The organism is Hyphomicrobium sp. (genome assembly GCF_003987855.1).
Taxonomy (GTDB): domain Bacteria; phylum Pseudomonadota; class Alphaproteobacteria; order Rhizobiales; family Hyphomicrobiaceae; genus Hyphomicrobium_B.
Window position 1 is genome coordinate 59,266 of sequence record NZ_RXIZ01000007.1, and the last position, 14,162, is coordinate 73,427.

Annotated in this window: 13 protein-coding genes; 7 read left to right on the plus strand and 6 right to left on the minus strand. The window is 61.2% G+C overall.

Annotation, left to right across the window (positions count from 1 at the left end; translation table 11 throughout):
* Position 1: 1 nt before the first annotated feature.
* On the minus strand, positions 2 to 3,769 hold the full coding sequence (locus EKK30_RS05575; RefSeq protein ID WP_290981501.1) for an AsmA-like C-terminal region-containing protein: 3,768 nt from the start codon (positions 3,767 to 3,769) through the stop codon (positions 2 to 4).
* 167 nt (positions 3,770 to 3,936) lie between these two features.
* Here EKK30_RS05575 and bcp point away from each other — a divergent pair, with 167 nt between their 5' ends.
* Entirely contained in the window at positions 3,937 to 4,404 is a 468-nt protein-coding gene (gene bcp, locus EKK30_RS05580; RefSeq protein ID WP_290981504.1) for a thioredoxin-dependent thiol peroxidase, read from the plus strand.
* A 236-nt stretch (positions 4,405 to 4,640) separates the two neighbouring features.
* The gene (locus EKK30_RS05585) at positions 4,641 to 5,135 is read left to right on the plus strand and encodes a polymer-forming cytoskeletal protein (RefSeq protein ID WP_290981506.1); all 495 of its coding nucleotides are present in this window, start codon (positions 4,641 to 4,643) and stop codon (positions 5,133 to 5,135) included.
* 107 nt (positions 5,136 to 5,242) lie between these two features.
* Here EKK30_RS05585 and EKK30_RS05590 read toward each other — a convergent pair whose 3' ends face one another.
* From EKK30_RS05590 to EKK30_RS05600, 3 genes are all read right to left on the minus strand, one after another.
* Entirely contained in the window at positions 5,243 to 5,782 is a 540-nt protein-coding gene (locus EKK30_RS05590) for a GNAT family N-acetyltransferase (protein ID WP_290981509.1), read from the minus strand.
* 40 nt (positions 5,783 to 5,822) lie between these two features.
* Entirely contained in the window at positions 5,823 to 6,215 is a 393-nt protein-coding gene (locus EKK30_RS05595) for an adhesin (RefSeq protein ID WP_290981514.1), read from the minus strand.
* A gap of 128 nt (positions 6,216 to 6,343) precedes the next feature.
* The gene (locus EKK30_RS05600; RefSeq protein ID WP_290982494.1) at positions 6,344 to 6,994 is read right to left on the minus strand and encodes a MarC family protein; all 651 of its coding nucleotides are present in this window, start codon (positions 6,992 to 6,994) and stop codon (positions 6,344 to 6,346) included.
* Positions 6,995 to 7,234: 240 nt separating this feature from the next.
* Here EKK30_RS05600 and EKK30_RS05605 point away from each other — a divergent pair, with 240 nt between their 5' ends.
* Positions 7,235 to 7,507, plus strand: coding sequence for an usg protein (locus tag EKK30_RS05605; protein WP_290982497.1), 273 nt, complete (start codon positions 7,235 to 7,237; stop codon positions 7,505 to 7,507).
* Between the two features lie 36 nt (positions 7,508 to 7,543).
* Here EKK30_RS05605 and EKK30_RS05610 read toward each other — a convergent pair whose 3' ends face one another.
* Entirely contained in the window at positions 7,544 to 8,392 is an 849-nt protein-coding gene (locus EKK30_RS05610) for a LysR substrate-binding domain-containing protein (RefSeq protein ID WP_290981516.1), read from the minus strand.
* Positions 8,393 to 8,538: 146 nt separating this feature from the next.
* On the opposite strand from EKK30_RS05610, the gene EKK30_RS05615 reads away from it, so the two are divergent.
* Complete coding sequence (locus EKK30_RS05615) at positions 8,539 to 9,753, plus strand: cupin domain-containing protein (protein ID WP_290981518.1); 1,215 nt, start codon at positions 8,539 to 8,541, stop codon at positions 9,751 to 9,753.
* A gap of 61 nt (positions 9,754 to 9,814) precedes the next feature.
* Here the strand turns inward: EKK30_RS05615 and EKK30_RS05620 are convergent, their stop codons facing one another.
* On the minus strand, positions 9,815 to 10,867 hold the full coding sequence (locus EKK30_RS05620; RefSeq protein ID WP_290981519.1) for a histidine kinase dimerization/phosphoacceptor domain -containing protein: 1,053 nt from the start codon (positions 10,865 to 10,867) through the stop codon (positions 9,815 to 9,817).
* 221 nt (positions 10,868 to 11,088) lie between these two features.
* Here EKK30_RS05620 and EKK30_RS05625 point away from each other — a divergent pair, with 221 nt between their 5' ends.
* The 3 genes from EKK30_RS05625 (at position 11,089) to EKK30_RS05635 (ending at position 13,961) form a co-directional block, all read left to right on the plus strand.
* On the plus strand, positions 11,089 to 11,466 hold the full coding sequence (locus tag EKK30_RS05625; RefSeq protein WP_290981520.1) for a DUF930 domain-containing protein: 378 nt from the start codon (positions 11,089 to 11,091) through the stop codon (positions 11,464 to 11,466).
* Positions 11,467 to 11,808: 342 nt separating this feature from the next.
* Complete coding sequence (locus EKK30_RS05630) at positions 11,809 to 12,471, plus strand: sulfur transferase domain-containing protein (RefSeq protein ID WP_290981521.1); 663 nt, start codon at positions 11,809 to 11,811, stop codon at positions 12,469 to 12,471.
* A gap of 101 nt (positions 12,472 to 12,572) precedes the next feature.
* On the plus strand, positions 12,573 to 13,961 hold the full coding sequence (locus EKK30_RS05635; RefSeq protein ID WP_290981522.1) for an OmpA family protein: 1,389 nt from the start codon (positions 12,573 to 12,575) through the stop codon (positions 13,959 to 13,961).
* Positions 13,962 to 14,162 lie beyond the last annotated feature (201 nt).

The following is a 14,162-nucleotide window of genomic DNA, read 5'->3' on the forward strand; positions in this document are numbered from 1 at the left end:
ATCAGGGGCGGGTCGTCGATGACCAGCCGTCGATCGCCTGAGCTTCAGCCTTCGGCGCTGTCTTCTTGTTCTTCGCCTGCGTCTTCGACTTGGACTTTTTGGCCGGCGTCTCGGGAGCGGCAGCCGTGCTGCTTACGGCGGATGCGTCGTGCCCCCCGTCGTCGCGCACCTGAATAGTCGGATCCATCGAGGTCATTTGGAAGATATCGCGGAAGATGCCCGGCGCCACGAGCGATAGCGGGTTGACGAGGACCTGCGGCGAAGCAGTGGGTCCCTGCACCGCGAACGTCATGCCGACGACGCCTTCGCCTTGTGTTCCGGACAGGATTTGTCCGATGACGGGGATGTCGCCCAACGCACCATTGAGGCCTTGCAGCGGAATGTACGTTCCGCCGATGCTCACGCGTTTGGTCTTGAAATCCACCTTGCCGCGCAAAGTCGCGCCAAGCAGCGGCCCCTTCACATAGGATTCTTGCAGAACGAACTGCCCATACCCAACCGAAAATGGGGCCCGCAACCGCGTGAAGTCGAAAACCTCACGCGCCACGTTCTGATTGCCTTGAATGGCCGGACGTCCGCTGTCCGCCGTGCTGACGAGTTCCATGACGATCGGGTCGCCAAGGACCCGGAAGTTGTCGACGACAAGAAGCCCGGTCTTCTCGGCCGGACCCGAACCATCGAGCGCCACGTCGAGGCGCATGCGGCCGCCCTGCATATTCGTATAGAAGTTGACGAGCTTCATCACCTGGCCCGCATCGTCGGATGTGACCACCAGCCGCCGCGAGCCACTGCTCTGGTCGAGCTTGGCGATGAGTGGCGAACCACCATCGAGAGTTCCCCGTACGTCGAGGCTCGACAGATTGCCGTTGCGGGTTTCACTGACGCCTTTGAGGTTGCGCAGGGAGACGTCCGAGCTGCCGATCAGATTCGCGATGTCGACGGTGACACGCGTTCCCTTCGCCGCGCCTTTGCCCTTCTTGTCCGGACCGTCGCCGACGTTGAACAGCGACCGGAAGAAACTGCGCCCATCGAAGTTCGACCCGCTGATGTTTACGGTCCAGAAGTCGTTGCTGTCGCGGCTGCCATCGACGTCAAGACGCGAGATGACGTTTAGGTTCAAACCGGGGAAATCGAACGACTGGATCTTGTTATCCGTGCCAATGACGATCTGGCCGCTGGCCGCCATGTCGTCGCTGATCACCTTGAAGTTTTGCAGCTGAGTTTCGCGCTCGGGCGTCGTGACGATATCGGTATCGAGGCTCGCCGCTCGACCTGGCGCCTTTCGCCATTGCAGCTTGTCGATCGTGAGTTCAGCGTTGGTGAGATCGGCGTGCAGCTTGACCGCGGGAGTTGGTCCGTCGCCCTTCTGGTAGGAAACCTCGATCGGCACGACGCCGTGCACAATGTCGTTCACATCGAGACCAAGCTGCGTGCGATCCGCTTCGTCGAGCTTCGCAACGATCTTGACCGGCGGCTGCGGTCCGGCGTCCGGCTTCAGCAGGCGTTGGCCGACGATCTTGGCGGGAATGCCGTTGACGAGAAGATCGCCCTTCGCGTCAAGAGACGTGTCGGTCAGGTTCAGATCGAGCGTGAAACCCTGGACGTCGTATCGCCCAGCGACCTTCCCGAAGCGTCCGTCAGAAATGCGGGCCTTGCCCGTGACCATCATGTCGTCCCCCGTGACGCCCTCATAGAACGGCATCTTGATCAGGAACTGCGCGTTGACCTTGCCCTCCCCCGCTTTCGGTAAAGGCGAGGCATCGCGGATGGCGCGAATGGGGAGCTGCTCCAAACCTTCCACGAACGGTCCGAGGTCGCCAAGCGCCGTCACGGCAATCTCGCCGTTCGTCCGCGGTTGCAGGATGTTGTCGGTTTTCAACGTACCGTCCTTGAGAGGCACGATCTGTCCATCCGGCAATGTCATCTTGCCTTCAGGGACGGTCACCGTCAGGAGGTTGTTTTCGAGATGGATCGACGTCTTGGACGCGCTTATCGCCGGAATCTCCGGCAGCGGTCGGAACACGGCGTTCTCAGCCGTGAAATCCGCGTTGGCGCGCTCTGTCGTCGTTTGCACCGTGCCAGGCTCTATGCCGCCGACGTTTTCGTTTGTGAATGTCAGGGTGCCGCCTTTGAAATCGACAGACTGCACGTTGGCGCCGACCCAGGCGCGCGGGCCGGTGGCAACGGCCTTCGGCCAGAGCGCCTTCAGCGTATTGAGTGGCATCGGCGAGACGCGGAACTCGGCGGACATCCGTTGACCGCCCGGACCCGCCTGCGTCATCGCCTTGACAACGGCCTCGCCGCCGCCGCCCGCTAGGCGAAATTCCGTAAGATCGACGAAGCCACGCCGCGGTATGATCGTGCCCTGCGCCGTCCACTTGTCGATCGTGACCGGCGGCACGTTGAACTCAGGCGCCTCGAACACGCCGTTCTTGCCATCGAGAGCGAAGCGCCATGTCGATGGATCAGTCCCCTTGGCGACATCGGTCATGCTGCCGGTGAACATGATCGTGCCGTCGGCCCATTTGACCGGGCTCGGTTTAAGGTCCCAGCGCTTCGCCTTTCCGTCGTAGCCGAGCTTGAAGATGCCCGCCGTGACGTCCATCGGATGAACCATGTAGGGCAGCCGCGCGCGGCCTTGCCCCAATTCGACGGCGAGGTCAGCTGCTTCAATCTCTCCCGCATTCGAGAGATCGACCGTCGCGTCGCCCGAAACCGGAAACTCGAAGTTGCCGAGCAGCGCAAGCGGCGGCGCGGCCGACGCAAGTGTCGACGGCACGAGATCGCGGACCGTCGCCTTGACCTCCAACCTGCCCGTCTGTTCGCTCTCATCCGTCAGGAACGACATCGACCACGGGCCGCGCGGCGAGGCGATGGTGGCGCGCCCGGAGATGACGCTGCGCCGCGCCGCGTGGTCGAAATCGACGCTCGCTTCGTCGATCCGCCAGGAACTGCGGCGGCCCTCGTAGTCGACGACCACGGTGGCGTTCGAAATTCCGAACTCCGTCAGATAGGAGGTCGCATCCAGACGCTGGCGCGCCCGGCGAGAGGACTCGCTCAGCATCTTCGCGAGATTGATCTTCGTGCCCTCAGCCGAAGCCAATTGGGGAATGACGGTCGTGCCTGCGGCATTGACCGCCGCGCTGGAAGCCGACGGCGGTGCCACAGGATGCAGCGGAACGGGCTTTGGTATTGCACGCTCGAAGACGAAGCCGGACTTGTCGGAATAGGAAAGCGCGATGATCGGATCGATCAACTCGATCCTGGCAGGCACGATACGCCCTATCATCAAAGCGCCAGTGGAAATGTTGACGGCGGCAAGAGGTGATGACAGCACCACATCGCCGCCCTGCTCCAGCACGCTGACGTCACGCAGCCGGAATTCGAGTTCGGCATTCGGTCCGAGCCGCAGCTCAGCGCCGTCGATCTTGACCGAACTCGCGATCAATTCGGCATTGATGCCCTTCTCGATTGGCGCCACCACGAAGTCGAGGGCGATCGGGCCATGCCGAAGCCGGACGTAGAGAATACCCACCGCGATCATGGCGAGCAGCGTCAACGGCATCGCGCAATAGAACAGGATGCGGCAGCCGCGGAACACATGTGCCACGCTGCGTCCCACCGCCGACCGCTCGGGCGGTTCAGGAGGCGGCAACACTGGAGGCACGCGCAGCGAATCCACCGACAAACGGTGGGACACGCTGCGTTGCGCGCTTTGGTCGGCGCCGCGCCCCTTCGCAGCGCGACCGCCGGTTGACAAGTTGGTCAACTCCGCTCCTCAAAAACCCCCAACCGGCCAATTGCATGCCGGTCGCCCGTGCTGTAGCCGGGAACGGACAGAAAACGCTACGAAATGAAAGCCTAACGCTCTGGCCTCCGCTCGCCCCGAGAGCCAGCTACAAGATTCAAAAGCGACAAAAGAAAGGCACTTTGGAGATGATTAAGGAAGGTGAGAAAGCCCCGGACTTCACTCTCCCTGACGAGAGCGGCCAAAAGGTTCGGCTGTCGAAGCTAAAGGGCCGTCCGGTTGTGATATATTTTTATCCCAAGGACGATACGTCGGGTTGCACGCAGGAGGCGAAAGACTTCACGTGCCTCGCCGGCGATTTTGCCGCCGCGGGGGCCGAACTGATCGGCATCTCCCCTGACAGCCCCGCCAGCCATGAGAAGTTCAAGGCCAAGTACGACCTTTCGATCCGATTGCTCGCCGACGAGCAGAAAGAAGCCGCCGAGGCCTATGGTGTATGGGTCGAAAAATCGATGTACGGCCGCAAATACATGGGTGTTGAGCGCTCCACGTTCTTGATCGACAAGGCCGGCAAGATCGTCAAGAGCTGGCGCAAGGTGAAGGTGCCGGGACATGCCGAAGCCGTTCTTGACGCCGTTCGCGCGCTCAAATCGTAACCATCGGCGCTCGAACTTCGCTCACCGTTGATCTTCCGCCACACTTCTTGCGCAACAAGGGCTCATGAAGGGGTGATCCGGGGAATCTCCAGTGGAAAGCTTGTAGCTGTACGGTGGATTGAGCGCGCAAAAGTGCTACGCGAATCACCACGCGCTCGTCGCAAAGCGATTATGTGATGCGTTGAGTCGTTTCGGGTGCGGACAGTTGCTTAAGTAGTGTCAGAGGGAAGACTGCCATGTTGCCGAATTTTCGCCGCTCCGAACCCGAGGCATCCGACACCCATTCATCCCCGTTTCAGCCGCGCCCGTTCCTGAGCGTTCCCCGGTCCGCCGGCGAGGCAGCGAAATCCGTATCGATCATCGGCGCCGGACTTACGATCACCGGTAATCTCAGCTGCAAGGGCGAAGTCCAGGTCGACGGCATCGTCGAGGGCGACATCCAGGGCAGCCACGTCGTGATCGGCGAAGACGCCACGGTCACCGGCAGCATCTCCGGCGAAGAAGTGATCGTTCGCGGCCATGTCGTCGGCTCTGTGCGCGGTCGTCGCGTCATGCTCCAGACGACCAGCCAGGTCGAAGGCGACATCTACCATCAATCGCTTTCCATCGAGCAGGGCGCCCTCTTCGAAGGCAAGTCGCGCCGGACGAAGGAAGATCCACGCACGATCGAGACGAAGTCCGAACCAATCCCATTTGTCGCGCCGCCCCGGCTGCCGGAGCACACGAACTAGAGTTTACCGACCCCAGACCCCAAGGTCCTTCCCCCAAGGGCCTCAACTTCACCTTTCCGGCCGCTTGTTCGTTTCTTTAGTCGGCGGTCGGAAAGGATTTCACTTCCTCATAGCGGGCACCCCAAGAACACGAGGCTGTCGAGCCTGCCCGCCCGCGCCACCTCTGCGAAACCGTTGCGATTGTAGAAGCTGACGTTCGCCGCGTCCGCGCTGGTCACGACGTGAACGCCCGGCACGCCCATCCTCTGCGCATCATCAACGAAGCGCCGGATCAGCTGTGCGCCAATGCCATGATTGCGGAAATCAGCCCGGACGTTCACGTGCAGATGCGCCGGAAAACGCCGCGTGTAATTTTCAAGTTCCGCGAAGTAAGCGATATCGGCAAATCGCGCGGTCTTCGCCGGATCATCCGTCGCGCCGACGAGATAGCCGACGATGGTGCCACCCTCGATCTGCGCCACATAAGCAAACCGCGCATCGTGGCGAAGATACCGTCCAAGCCAGCGCTCACGGAACGCGGCCTTCACGTCCTCGCTTTCGAACGACTTCGTGTTGCTGGATTCGTAAAAGATCCGATCGATCTCGGCCGCTCGCTGCGGCGTCGCCTCGACCTCAAGATAGCGGCGGATGCTTACAGGCGGGATCATGCGCACGCCATATCACGACGCGGCGGCTATCGCACAGGGCTTACCCCGCCGTGTCAGCGGCAGCGGCGAGTTGCCGGCGAAAGGCAGGAGGCAGGTCGGCAGGAATTGCAACTTTGTCGGCGGCCCGATCATCCGACGCTTTCACCGCCGGCTGCTGCGGCGTCACCCGCGCCGGATTATCACCGCCGTAGTTCGGACTGAAAGGCTGGCTTGGATCATCCGGCAGCTTGCGGATCAGAGAAGATGGCGCGGCTTGCACCGGCAGCCCATCGCTTTCCATAGGCACAACCGGACCCTGCGCAACATACGTCGTATTGGCGGCGTAGTTGGCGTTCGTATTCGCGCAGCCGCCGAGAGTTAGCGCGATAGCAGCGCATGCAAAGACTGCGGGAACGGATCCGGCACTGCGGAGCCGGTACACAAAAGCCAACATCGGAAAAACGCCTTGGACGACGCAACAAAACGCAACGGGTATTCAACGGCTGTCGCGGATTGAAACAGCGAGGCGTTAAAGCCCGGCTAACGCGCACCATCTTCGCGGTCGCGCTCGAGTTGCCGAGCTTACCCGGCAACATTTGACGCCACGGGAATAAGCCCCGACGCGGCGATACCATTGAAGAGCGCCTGAACCGCTATGGCCGCCAGCAAGATGCCGAACACCCGCATGAGCACGCGCTGTGCCGTCACGCCAAGAACGTGGTTGAGCTGATTGGCGATCATGAGAAAGAAAAGCGTCAGCAGCATCACGGCAGCAAGCGACACGGTCACGACCGCAATCCCCAACGGCTCGCCATGGGCATTCGCCGCGAGCAGAATTCCCGCGCTCATGGCGCCGGGTCCCGCCAGCAGCGGGGTTGCCAACGGAAAGACGGCAACATCATCCCGCGAATGCGCTTCCGCACCCTCAGGCGCCGTCAATTTGATCGAACTGCCTGGACGCGCGAAAATCATGTCGAGCGCAATCAGCAACAGCACGACGCCGCCGGCCGCTTGCAACGCCGCAATCGAAACGCCGAGTTGGTTGAGGATCGGCCCGCCAAGCAGCGTGAAAAATGCCAGGATCGCCGACGCGATCAAAGTCGCGCGCAGGGCAATCGCCTGCCGTTCCGCATGCGCCATCTTCGGCGTCAGCGTTGCGAACAGCACGGCCGCCTCGATCGGACCGACGGTGGCGAAAAACGTCGTGAAGCTTTTCAGGCCGGTCTCAAGCATGCGCACCTACATTGTCCGTGACTGCCTGCAGCTCATCTGGACGCTTTCGCGCCCGTTCAGGCAGCGTGCTGCATAGCGCTTCGGCAGAAGAGGTCAGCACTCGATTATGCCGCCTGCTAACAATTGATTTCCGCCCATCTTCACGATGGACACGGAACGATTCTCGCTGGATCATCGTCATTTCAGGGAGGGCGCCCAATCACCTGTTTGAAAGGAGATTGCTACGTGACCGAACGGGAAATGTCTTGCGATAGCGGTTTCAAGGCTCAGCTTGCAGGGTTCAGCCTCACGACCGCAGAGATCCTCTACCGGCTTCCAGATCATCCGTCACTTCTTCAAAGCTACATCTGGCAGGAATTCGATTCCGCGCCACGGTTTCCCAAGCTCAAATCCTTCCTCGACTTCTGGTCGGCAAAGCTTGACGGCAAGCTGTTCAAGGTAACCGTCGCGCACTCAAAGCTCATCCGGCCATGCGAACTGAAGTTCGTCGGTGCAGAACTGAAACTGCACTAGACGTAAGACACTCCGGCTAGCGTCGCCGCAGCGCCGTCAGAACTGCTCAGCCCTCTCCACGATGGCGGCGCTGAGTTCGGACACCGGCGCGCGCGCACCGCGGCGCGGCCGCAGCAGAACGAACTCGACATCTCCGAGCTTCGGCAAGCGCCGCGTATCGGCGCATTCGTGCAACCCTTTGGGCATCAGCCTGCGCGAGTGCGCCATGACGCCAAGGCCGGCGCGCGTGGCCGCAACGAGACCGCTCAAACTTCCGCTGGTACAGGCGATGCGCCACGGCACGGCAGCCTGTTCGAGCGCGCCGAGAGCGATGTAGCGCGAGATGCTCGGCGGCGGATAAACGATCAATGGCAACTGCCCGTTTTGGAAATTCGGCTCTTCATCGTTGCCCGCCCAAACCAGACTGTCCCGCCAGATGAACTCACCGCGATCATCACCCGGCCACCGCTTACAAAGCGCAACGTCGAGTTCTCCGGCATCGAACTTGGCAATGAGCGGATTGCTCAGTGCGATCGTGAGTTCCAGATCGACTTCAGGATGATCGCGCATGAACCCATGCAGCACGTCCGGCAGCCAGGATGAAACGAGATCTTCCGATGCGCCGAAGCGCAAGCGTCCGCGCAACTTCGCTCCGGCAAAGTGCCGCTTGGCTCGTTCGTTGGCTTCGAGGATGTTGCGCGCGAATTCGATCATCGCTTCGCCTTCGATCGTCAGCGACACCGTATGGGTGTCGCGCACGAACAGCCGGCGCCCGACAAGCTCCTCCAGCTTGCGTACATGATCGCTGACCGTTGGTTGCCGCAGCCCGAGCTTGCGGCTGGCCTCGGAGAAACTATTCCCCTCCGCGATCAACAAAAACGTTTGAAGGAGGGCAGGATCGAACATCGATCGGCTCGCTGCTTATCGGAAAAGGCGATAGCAATGATCGCGAATATCGGCGTTCACACGGAGAATGACAACGAGCAATTTCCCTGCCCGGCAATGCGATTTTCGAAGCTTGCGCTCCGAGAATGCTCATCCAGGAGGAAACCATGATAACCTATTCGCGCCGCAACATTCTGGCGACCGGAGCTGCGGGAAGCTTGATTGCAGCCGCTGGTGTCACCCGCGTGAACGCCGAAACGTATTCATCAAGCTCTCCGTCCCAGAGTGACCCTGGCCCTCACGATCCGGCCCAAGAAGCGATCAATCCATACGACTGGCAATCGCTTCCGACCGACCACGGTAACCTCGGTACGCTTCGCCAGTCCTTCTCCACCGTACACAATCGACATACGGATGCTGGATGGGCGCGCGAAGTAACCGTTCGGAATTTCCCCATCTCGAAGAAAATGGCCGGCGTGAATATGCGCCTTCCCGCCGGTGCCGTTCGCGAGCTGCACTGGCACGTCCCCGCCGAATGGGCCTACGTCACCTATGGCACAGGCCGCATCACCGGTGTCGATAAGGACGCCAACAAGTTCATCGGCGACGTCAAGCAAGGCGATCTGTGGTTCTTCCCGGGCGGCGTTCCTCACTCGATCCAGGGCCTTGGGCCCGACGGTTGCGAGTTCATCCTCGTCTTCAACGATGGAAACTTTTCCGAGGATTCCACCTTCCTCATCACGGACTGGTTCAATCACACGCCGCCCGAAGTCCTGGCCAAGAACTTCAGCGTTCCGCAAAACACCTTCGACAAGGTCCCGAAGAAAGATCTCTGGATCTTCAATGCGCCGGTTCCCGGAAGCCTGCAGGACGACTTGGCCCAGAGCAAGCAGCCCAACGTGCCCAATCCGTACAGCTTCGCGATGCTGGACGAAAAGCCCGTCTTCAAATCGGCAGGCGGCAGTGTGCGCATCGCCGATAAGAACAACTTCAAGGCCACCACGATGGCCGCAGCCCTCGTCGAGATCGAACCCGGCGGTATGCGCGAACTTCACTGGCATCCGACATCTGACGAATGGCAGTACTACATCAGCGGCACTGCGCGCATGGGCGTCTTCCATGGCGAAGGACGCAACAACACTGTCGAGTTCCACCCGAGCGACGTCGGCTACATCCCCCAATCGATCGGGCACTACGTCGAGAACATCGGCAAGGACACGTTGCGATTCCTCGAAGTCTTCACGAGCGCGGAATATGCCGACGTTTCTCTCGCGTCTTGGATGAACAACGTCCCGCACGAACTCGTGGCAGCGCACTTGAACGTCGATCTCGCCACCCTGCAGAAGCTAGCCCAGAACAAGACGCCGGTGGTGCCGCTCTAATCGACCGCCGCCAGCAGGAGCCCCGGCTGCCACGCGCCGGGGCTTCCCTAGGCCATTCGGCCTAGCGAACTTTCGCTGCGGGAATAGTCACGACGACGGCGTGTCCGGGAGACAGGTGCTCGAATTCCAACGTACTGCTCAGTTGCGCCGCCAGCATTCCCATCAGCCTATTTCCGATGCCGCTGCTCGTCGAACCCCCGTTCCCGACGCCATTATCCGCGATCAAAAGTTTGTAGGCTTCGCCATTGCGCAGGAAGGCCACTGTGATCTTGCCCGCGCGTTGATCGGGAAACGCGTGCTTGGTCGCGTTCGTCACCGACTCGTTGATGATAAGACCCAGCGGGACGGCCTTTTCCAGGCCGATCGAATGGCTCTCAGCCTCGCACTCGATGGCTATGGGCCGCATCGCCAGCCGCGACAGCCTGAGGTCGGAGCAAAGCTCTCCTATGTACGACTTCGTGTCCACGACGACGTGATCGTCGCGAAGCTCGAGTCGACGATGTACGCGAGCTATCGTTTGAACCCGTTCGGATGCCGAGACCAGCGCCTCGCGCGCTTCTGGGTTTGCCGATCGCGATTGCAAATTTAACAGCGTCACGACGTTGGCGAAGTCGTTGCGCGTACGATGCGCAAGCTCGTTCAGCAACAAGTCTCGATCTCGAAGCGTGCTGCGCGCATTTTCGCGCTCGGTCGCCAGAGCCACCAAGCCGCCATGCAGCGCCTCCATGACCGACGAGATTACAAACCCAATGAGCAGAAACAGAACAATCTGCGCCTCATCGGAGGGATATAGAATAGCCGGGGCATTTCGCGCGTAGAGGAAGTAATAGGAACACGCCACCGCACTCAGTACGGTCGCGTAGAAGCCATTGCCGCGGTCGAACAGAGTCGCGCAGAAAAACACGACCGGCACGAACGCCAGAAACGGATCGAGACCGCTCGGCTGGCCACCTTCCACCCAGATCTGCATCCAAAGGATGACGAATACGAGCGCCGTTGTAACAGCGTATCGCAGGGTTACTGGCGTAGCTCTGACGGCCAGCGCGGTAGAGTGAATAACCGATACCCAATTTTCCATGGGCCGATAAACGCGCAACTGCGCGATTTTGTTCATCTCTATAATATCGGCAAAAAAGCAATGATCCATGAAACCTACTTTTATTCACATCCGTTATTAGCCGATCTTGTCCGTCCTAATTCGTCCAGCGCTGCTCTTCCTTTCGTCTCGCTCGACGCATTATGCGGGGACTGCAAGTAGCGGGGATAAGTTTTTTTGACTGGAGCGTTTGGCAGCGTTAACTCCGCGGTGCGCGCGAGCGCACGAACGGAGGTGAAATGCATCGTTTGTTGTTTCTGTTGATCGTGGCTGTCGTCGCGCCGGTGCAGGCGGCTTCCATGAACGACGTCATGATGAAATTGGAACCTGAGGAGCGGGCTCACCAGGCCTGCATCCTGCGAGGGATCGACACCATCAATCGCTCAAAGAAGTTGAAAGGCGTCGATCGACTGAAGACCAGCATTCTGTCGCGCGCCACCTTCGATGGCACGACTGTGGTGGCCAAGGGCGGCGCGGTTCGGGCTGATCACCAATGGTATGCCCTGAAGTTCACCTGCGCAGTCGGCAAAGACCAACTTAAGGCCACCTCGTTCGATTACGAGATCGGTGCGCCCATTCCGAAGACGCGCTACGAGGACCTGGGGCTCTGGGAGTGATCTGCGGAAACTCCGATGGATCCCGTTACAACATGGCGAACCCGACCGGAACCGCCGCTAGGAAAGGGATGCCTGCACCCTGCGATTGAATGGCGGCCAATTTGGCAGAGCCGCAGTCCGGAAATTACCCAAATCGTCGCGCAAGTTCGCTCCAGCCTGAACCGATCCCGCGACTTAGGAACCGATTGCTCAGGCTAGGGCAAATGGTCTAACCGTCAGGCCTATGTGAGAAAATCGGTCAGTCTCTGTCATGACCCCTGTGTACGGCATCCGAACGAGCAAGGCACGGGGTTGATGGACGAGCTTGTCAACAGAACTTCCGGCTTTTGCCGAGGCCCGCTCTTGCCTCACCTGAAGATCACCCCGCTTGTTCGCGCCCGCGCCTGGCTCGACTTGATGCTCGCAGACCATGGCGTGCTGCGCCTCGTGTACATGAACCGGCATCGCGTCAGCGACCGCGTCTGGCGTTCTGCTCAACCCACGCCGCACGGCTTGGCACGCGAGAAGCGGCGCGGCATTCGCACCATTCTCTGCGTGCGCGGCTCGTTCCCCTTCCGCCCGTGGCCTCTCGAGCAGGAGGCCTGCCATCGGCACGGTCTCGATCTTTACAAAGTGCATCTTCGCGGCCGTGAAGCCCCGGAACAGCACGAATTGCTCGCGCTGACGGATCTCCTGGCATCCGCCGAGTATCCCATGTTGATCCATTGCAAGTCGGGCGCGGATCGCAGCGGCTTCGTCGCCGCCGTCTATCTCCTCACCATGGAAGGTCGAAGCGCTGAGGAGGCTCTTCGCCAGCTGTCGCTTCGGTACGGCCATCTGCGGACGTCCCGCGCCGGAATCCTCCGCGAAGTCATCACCACCTATCGCGACGAAGGCGAAGCCCGGGGCCTTGGCTTCGTAGACTGGGTTAAAACCGGGTACAATCGGGATGCCGTCATCGCCAGCTTCAAGGCCCGCCCGTTCGCCACCGCGCTTGCCGACCAGATCCTCCGCCGCGAAGGTTAAGCCTCCGGCCGGCGCCTCCGCGCCAGATTCCCGACATTCCGCACCCAGCGCGAAGCCGTCGATAACTATGGCTGCAAATCCCGCGACAAACACTCTGCCGCGTGAGCTATTTATTCCCGATGTCCGACGTCGGGTTTATCGGCCGAGCGAGCAAATTCGCGGCCACCGCATTTTTTTTCATCGCACTGCTGACAGCTTCCACAGCGTCGGCCGAGGAAGTCGCGTTCACGTGCAACTATGAGCTCGGCTCCGATACCGAAGCGACGCGCAAGAAAGTCGGCTCGGTCACCGTCGCCATCGACGCCGATGCGAAAATCGCTCGCATCGATTTCGGCAAGGGCTGGTTCCGCGACATGACGCTCGCCGTCGATGGCACCGATGTGAAAGAAACCGGCCCGCCCGTGAGCGGCGACGAATTGGGTTTCTTCTACTTCGATTTGGCGGCCCACAGCGGCGGCTTCTCCGGAGGCACCGACACGCACGAGTTCTTCGACGAATGCGTCAGAACGAAAGTGGAGAAACGCGCCGAGATCGCGCCGCCGCCCCCTGACGTTCCGCAGGCCGCGCCACCTACCTGGCCCGCCTCGCCTCCAACGGCGAAGGCTCCAGCGAAGGCGGAGGCACCGCGGTCCGATAGCGACGCAGCAAAGAGCGCTCCCGCCTCAGCAGAGCCGTTGCCCGCTCCCACTGAGCCACCCGCCGCTGCCGCATCGCCGCCCGTTGAAGTTCCGCAAGAGGCGACGGCTCCCACTTCTGAATCGAACGTCGCCAAAATCGCGCCCGTCATCCCGTCGGCGGAGGTAGCGGCGCCTCCGCCACCTGTTGCACCGGCCCAAGCGCAAATCGCACCAAAGGCCGCGCAGTCGATGCCTCCTCCCGCGCCCGCCCCTTCGCCGGAACCGGCAACGCCAAAGGCAGCAAGCGAAGCGCTCGCACCGCTCGCGTCGCCGCCAGTGTTTTCGCCGGCGCCCGCATCCCCACCGTCGCTTGCACCTGCGCCGGTGGCGGCTGAGCCTGCACCAAGCCCGCCTGTGCCTACACCCGCCCCGACAACGCCCACCTCGCCACCTGCATCGGCACCGGCTGAACGGCCGCCCGCGCAGGCTGCCGTCGAAGCCTGCAACGAGGCACTCGCCACCGAAGCCCAGAACGTGAAAGTCAACTTCGCCAACTTCAGCACCGACATCGCACTCAACAGCCGGGGCGGCTTGAAGCGGATCGCCGCGCTCGCAAAAACATGTCCGGGTGTCACGATCGAAGTCGCGGGCCATAGTGACAACTTCGGTGATGCAAGGATCAACAAAGATCTCTCGCAACGGCGCGCATCGGCCGTCGTGCAGTTCCTCATCCGAGAAGGGGTCCCACCGTCGAGCCTGAATGCGGTCGGCTACGGCCAGGAGCAACCGATCGCCCCCAACACCACCGCCGAGGGCCGCCGCCTCAACCGCCGCGTCGAGTTCCACATCTCCCCCCCGCGAACACCGGGGTAATGACCCCGTCGCCGTTCCCGCCCTCTACATCGTCGCCGACGAGCCCTCTCCGCGGACGGACCTCGATCGCTTGAAAGAATTGATCCCACACATGCACATCGGCCTGGACGGTCGCCTCCGGACACTTCTGCCAGCTCGAAGTCCCAGATCAGGTCAACGCAATGACGGCGCGCTTTTTGACAGTGGCCTTGAACGACCCCG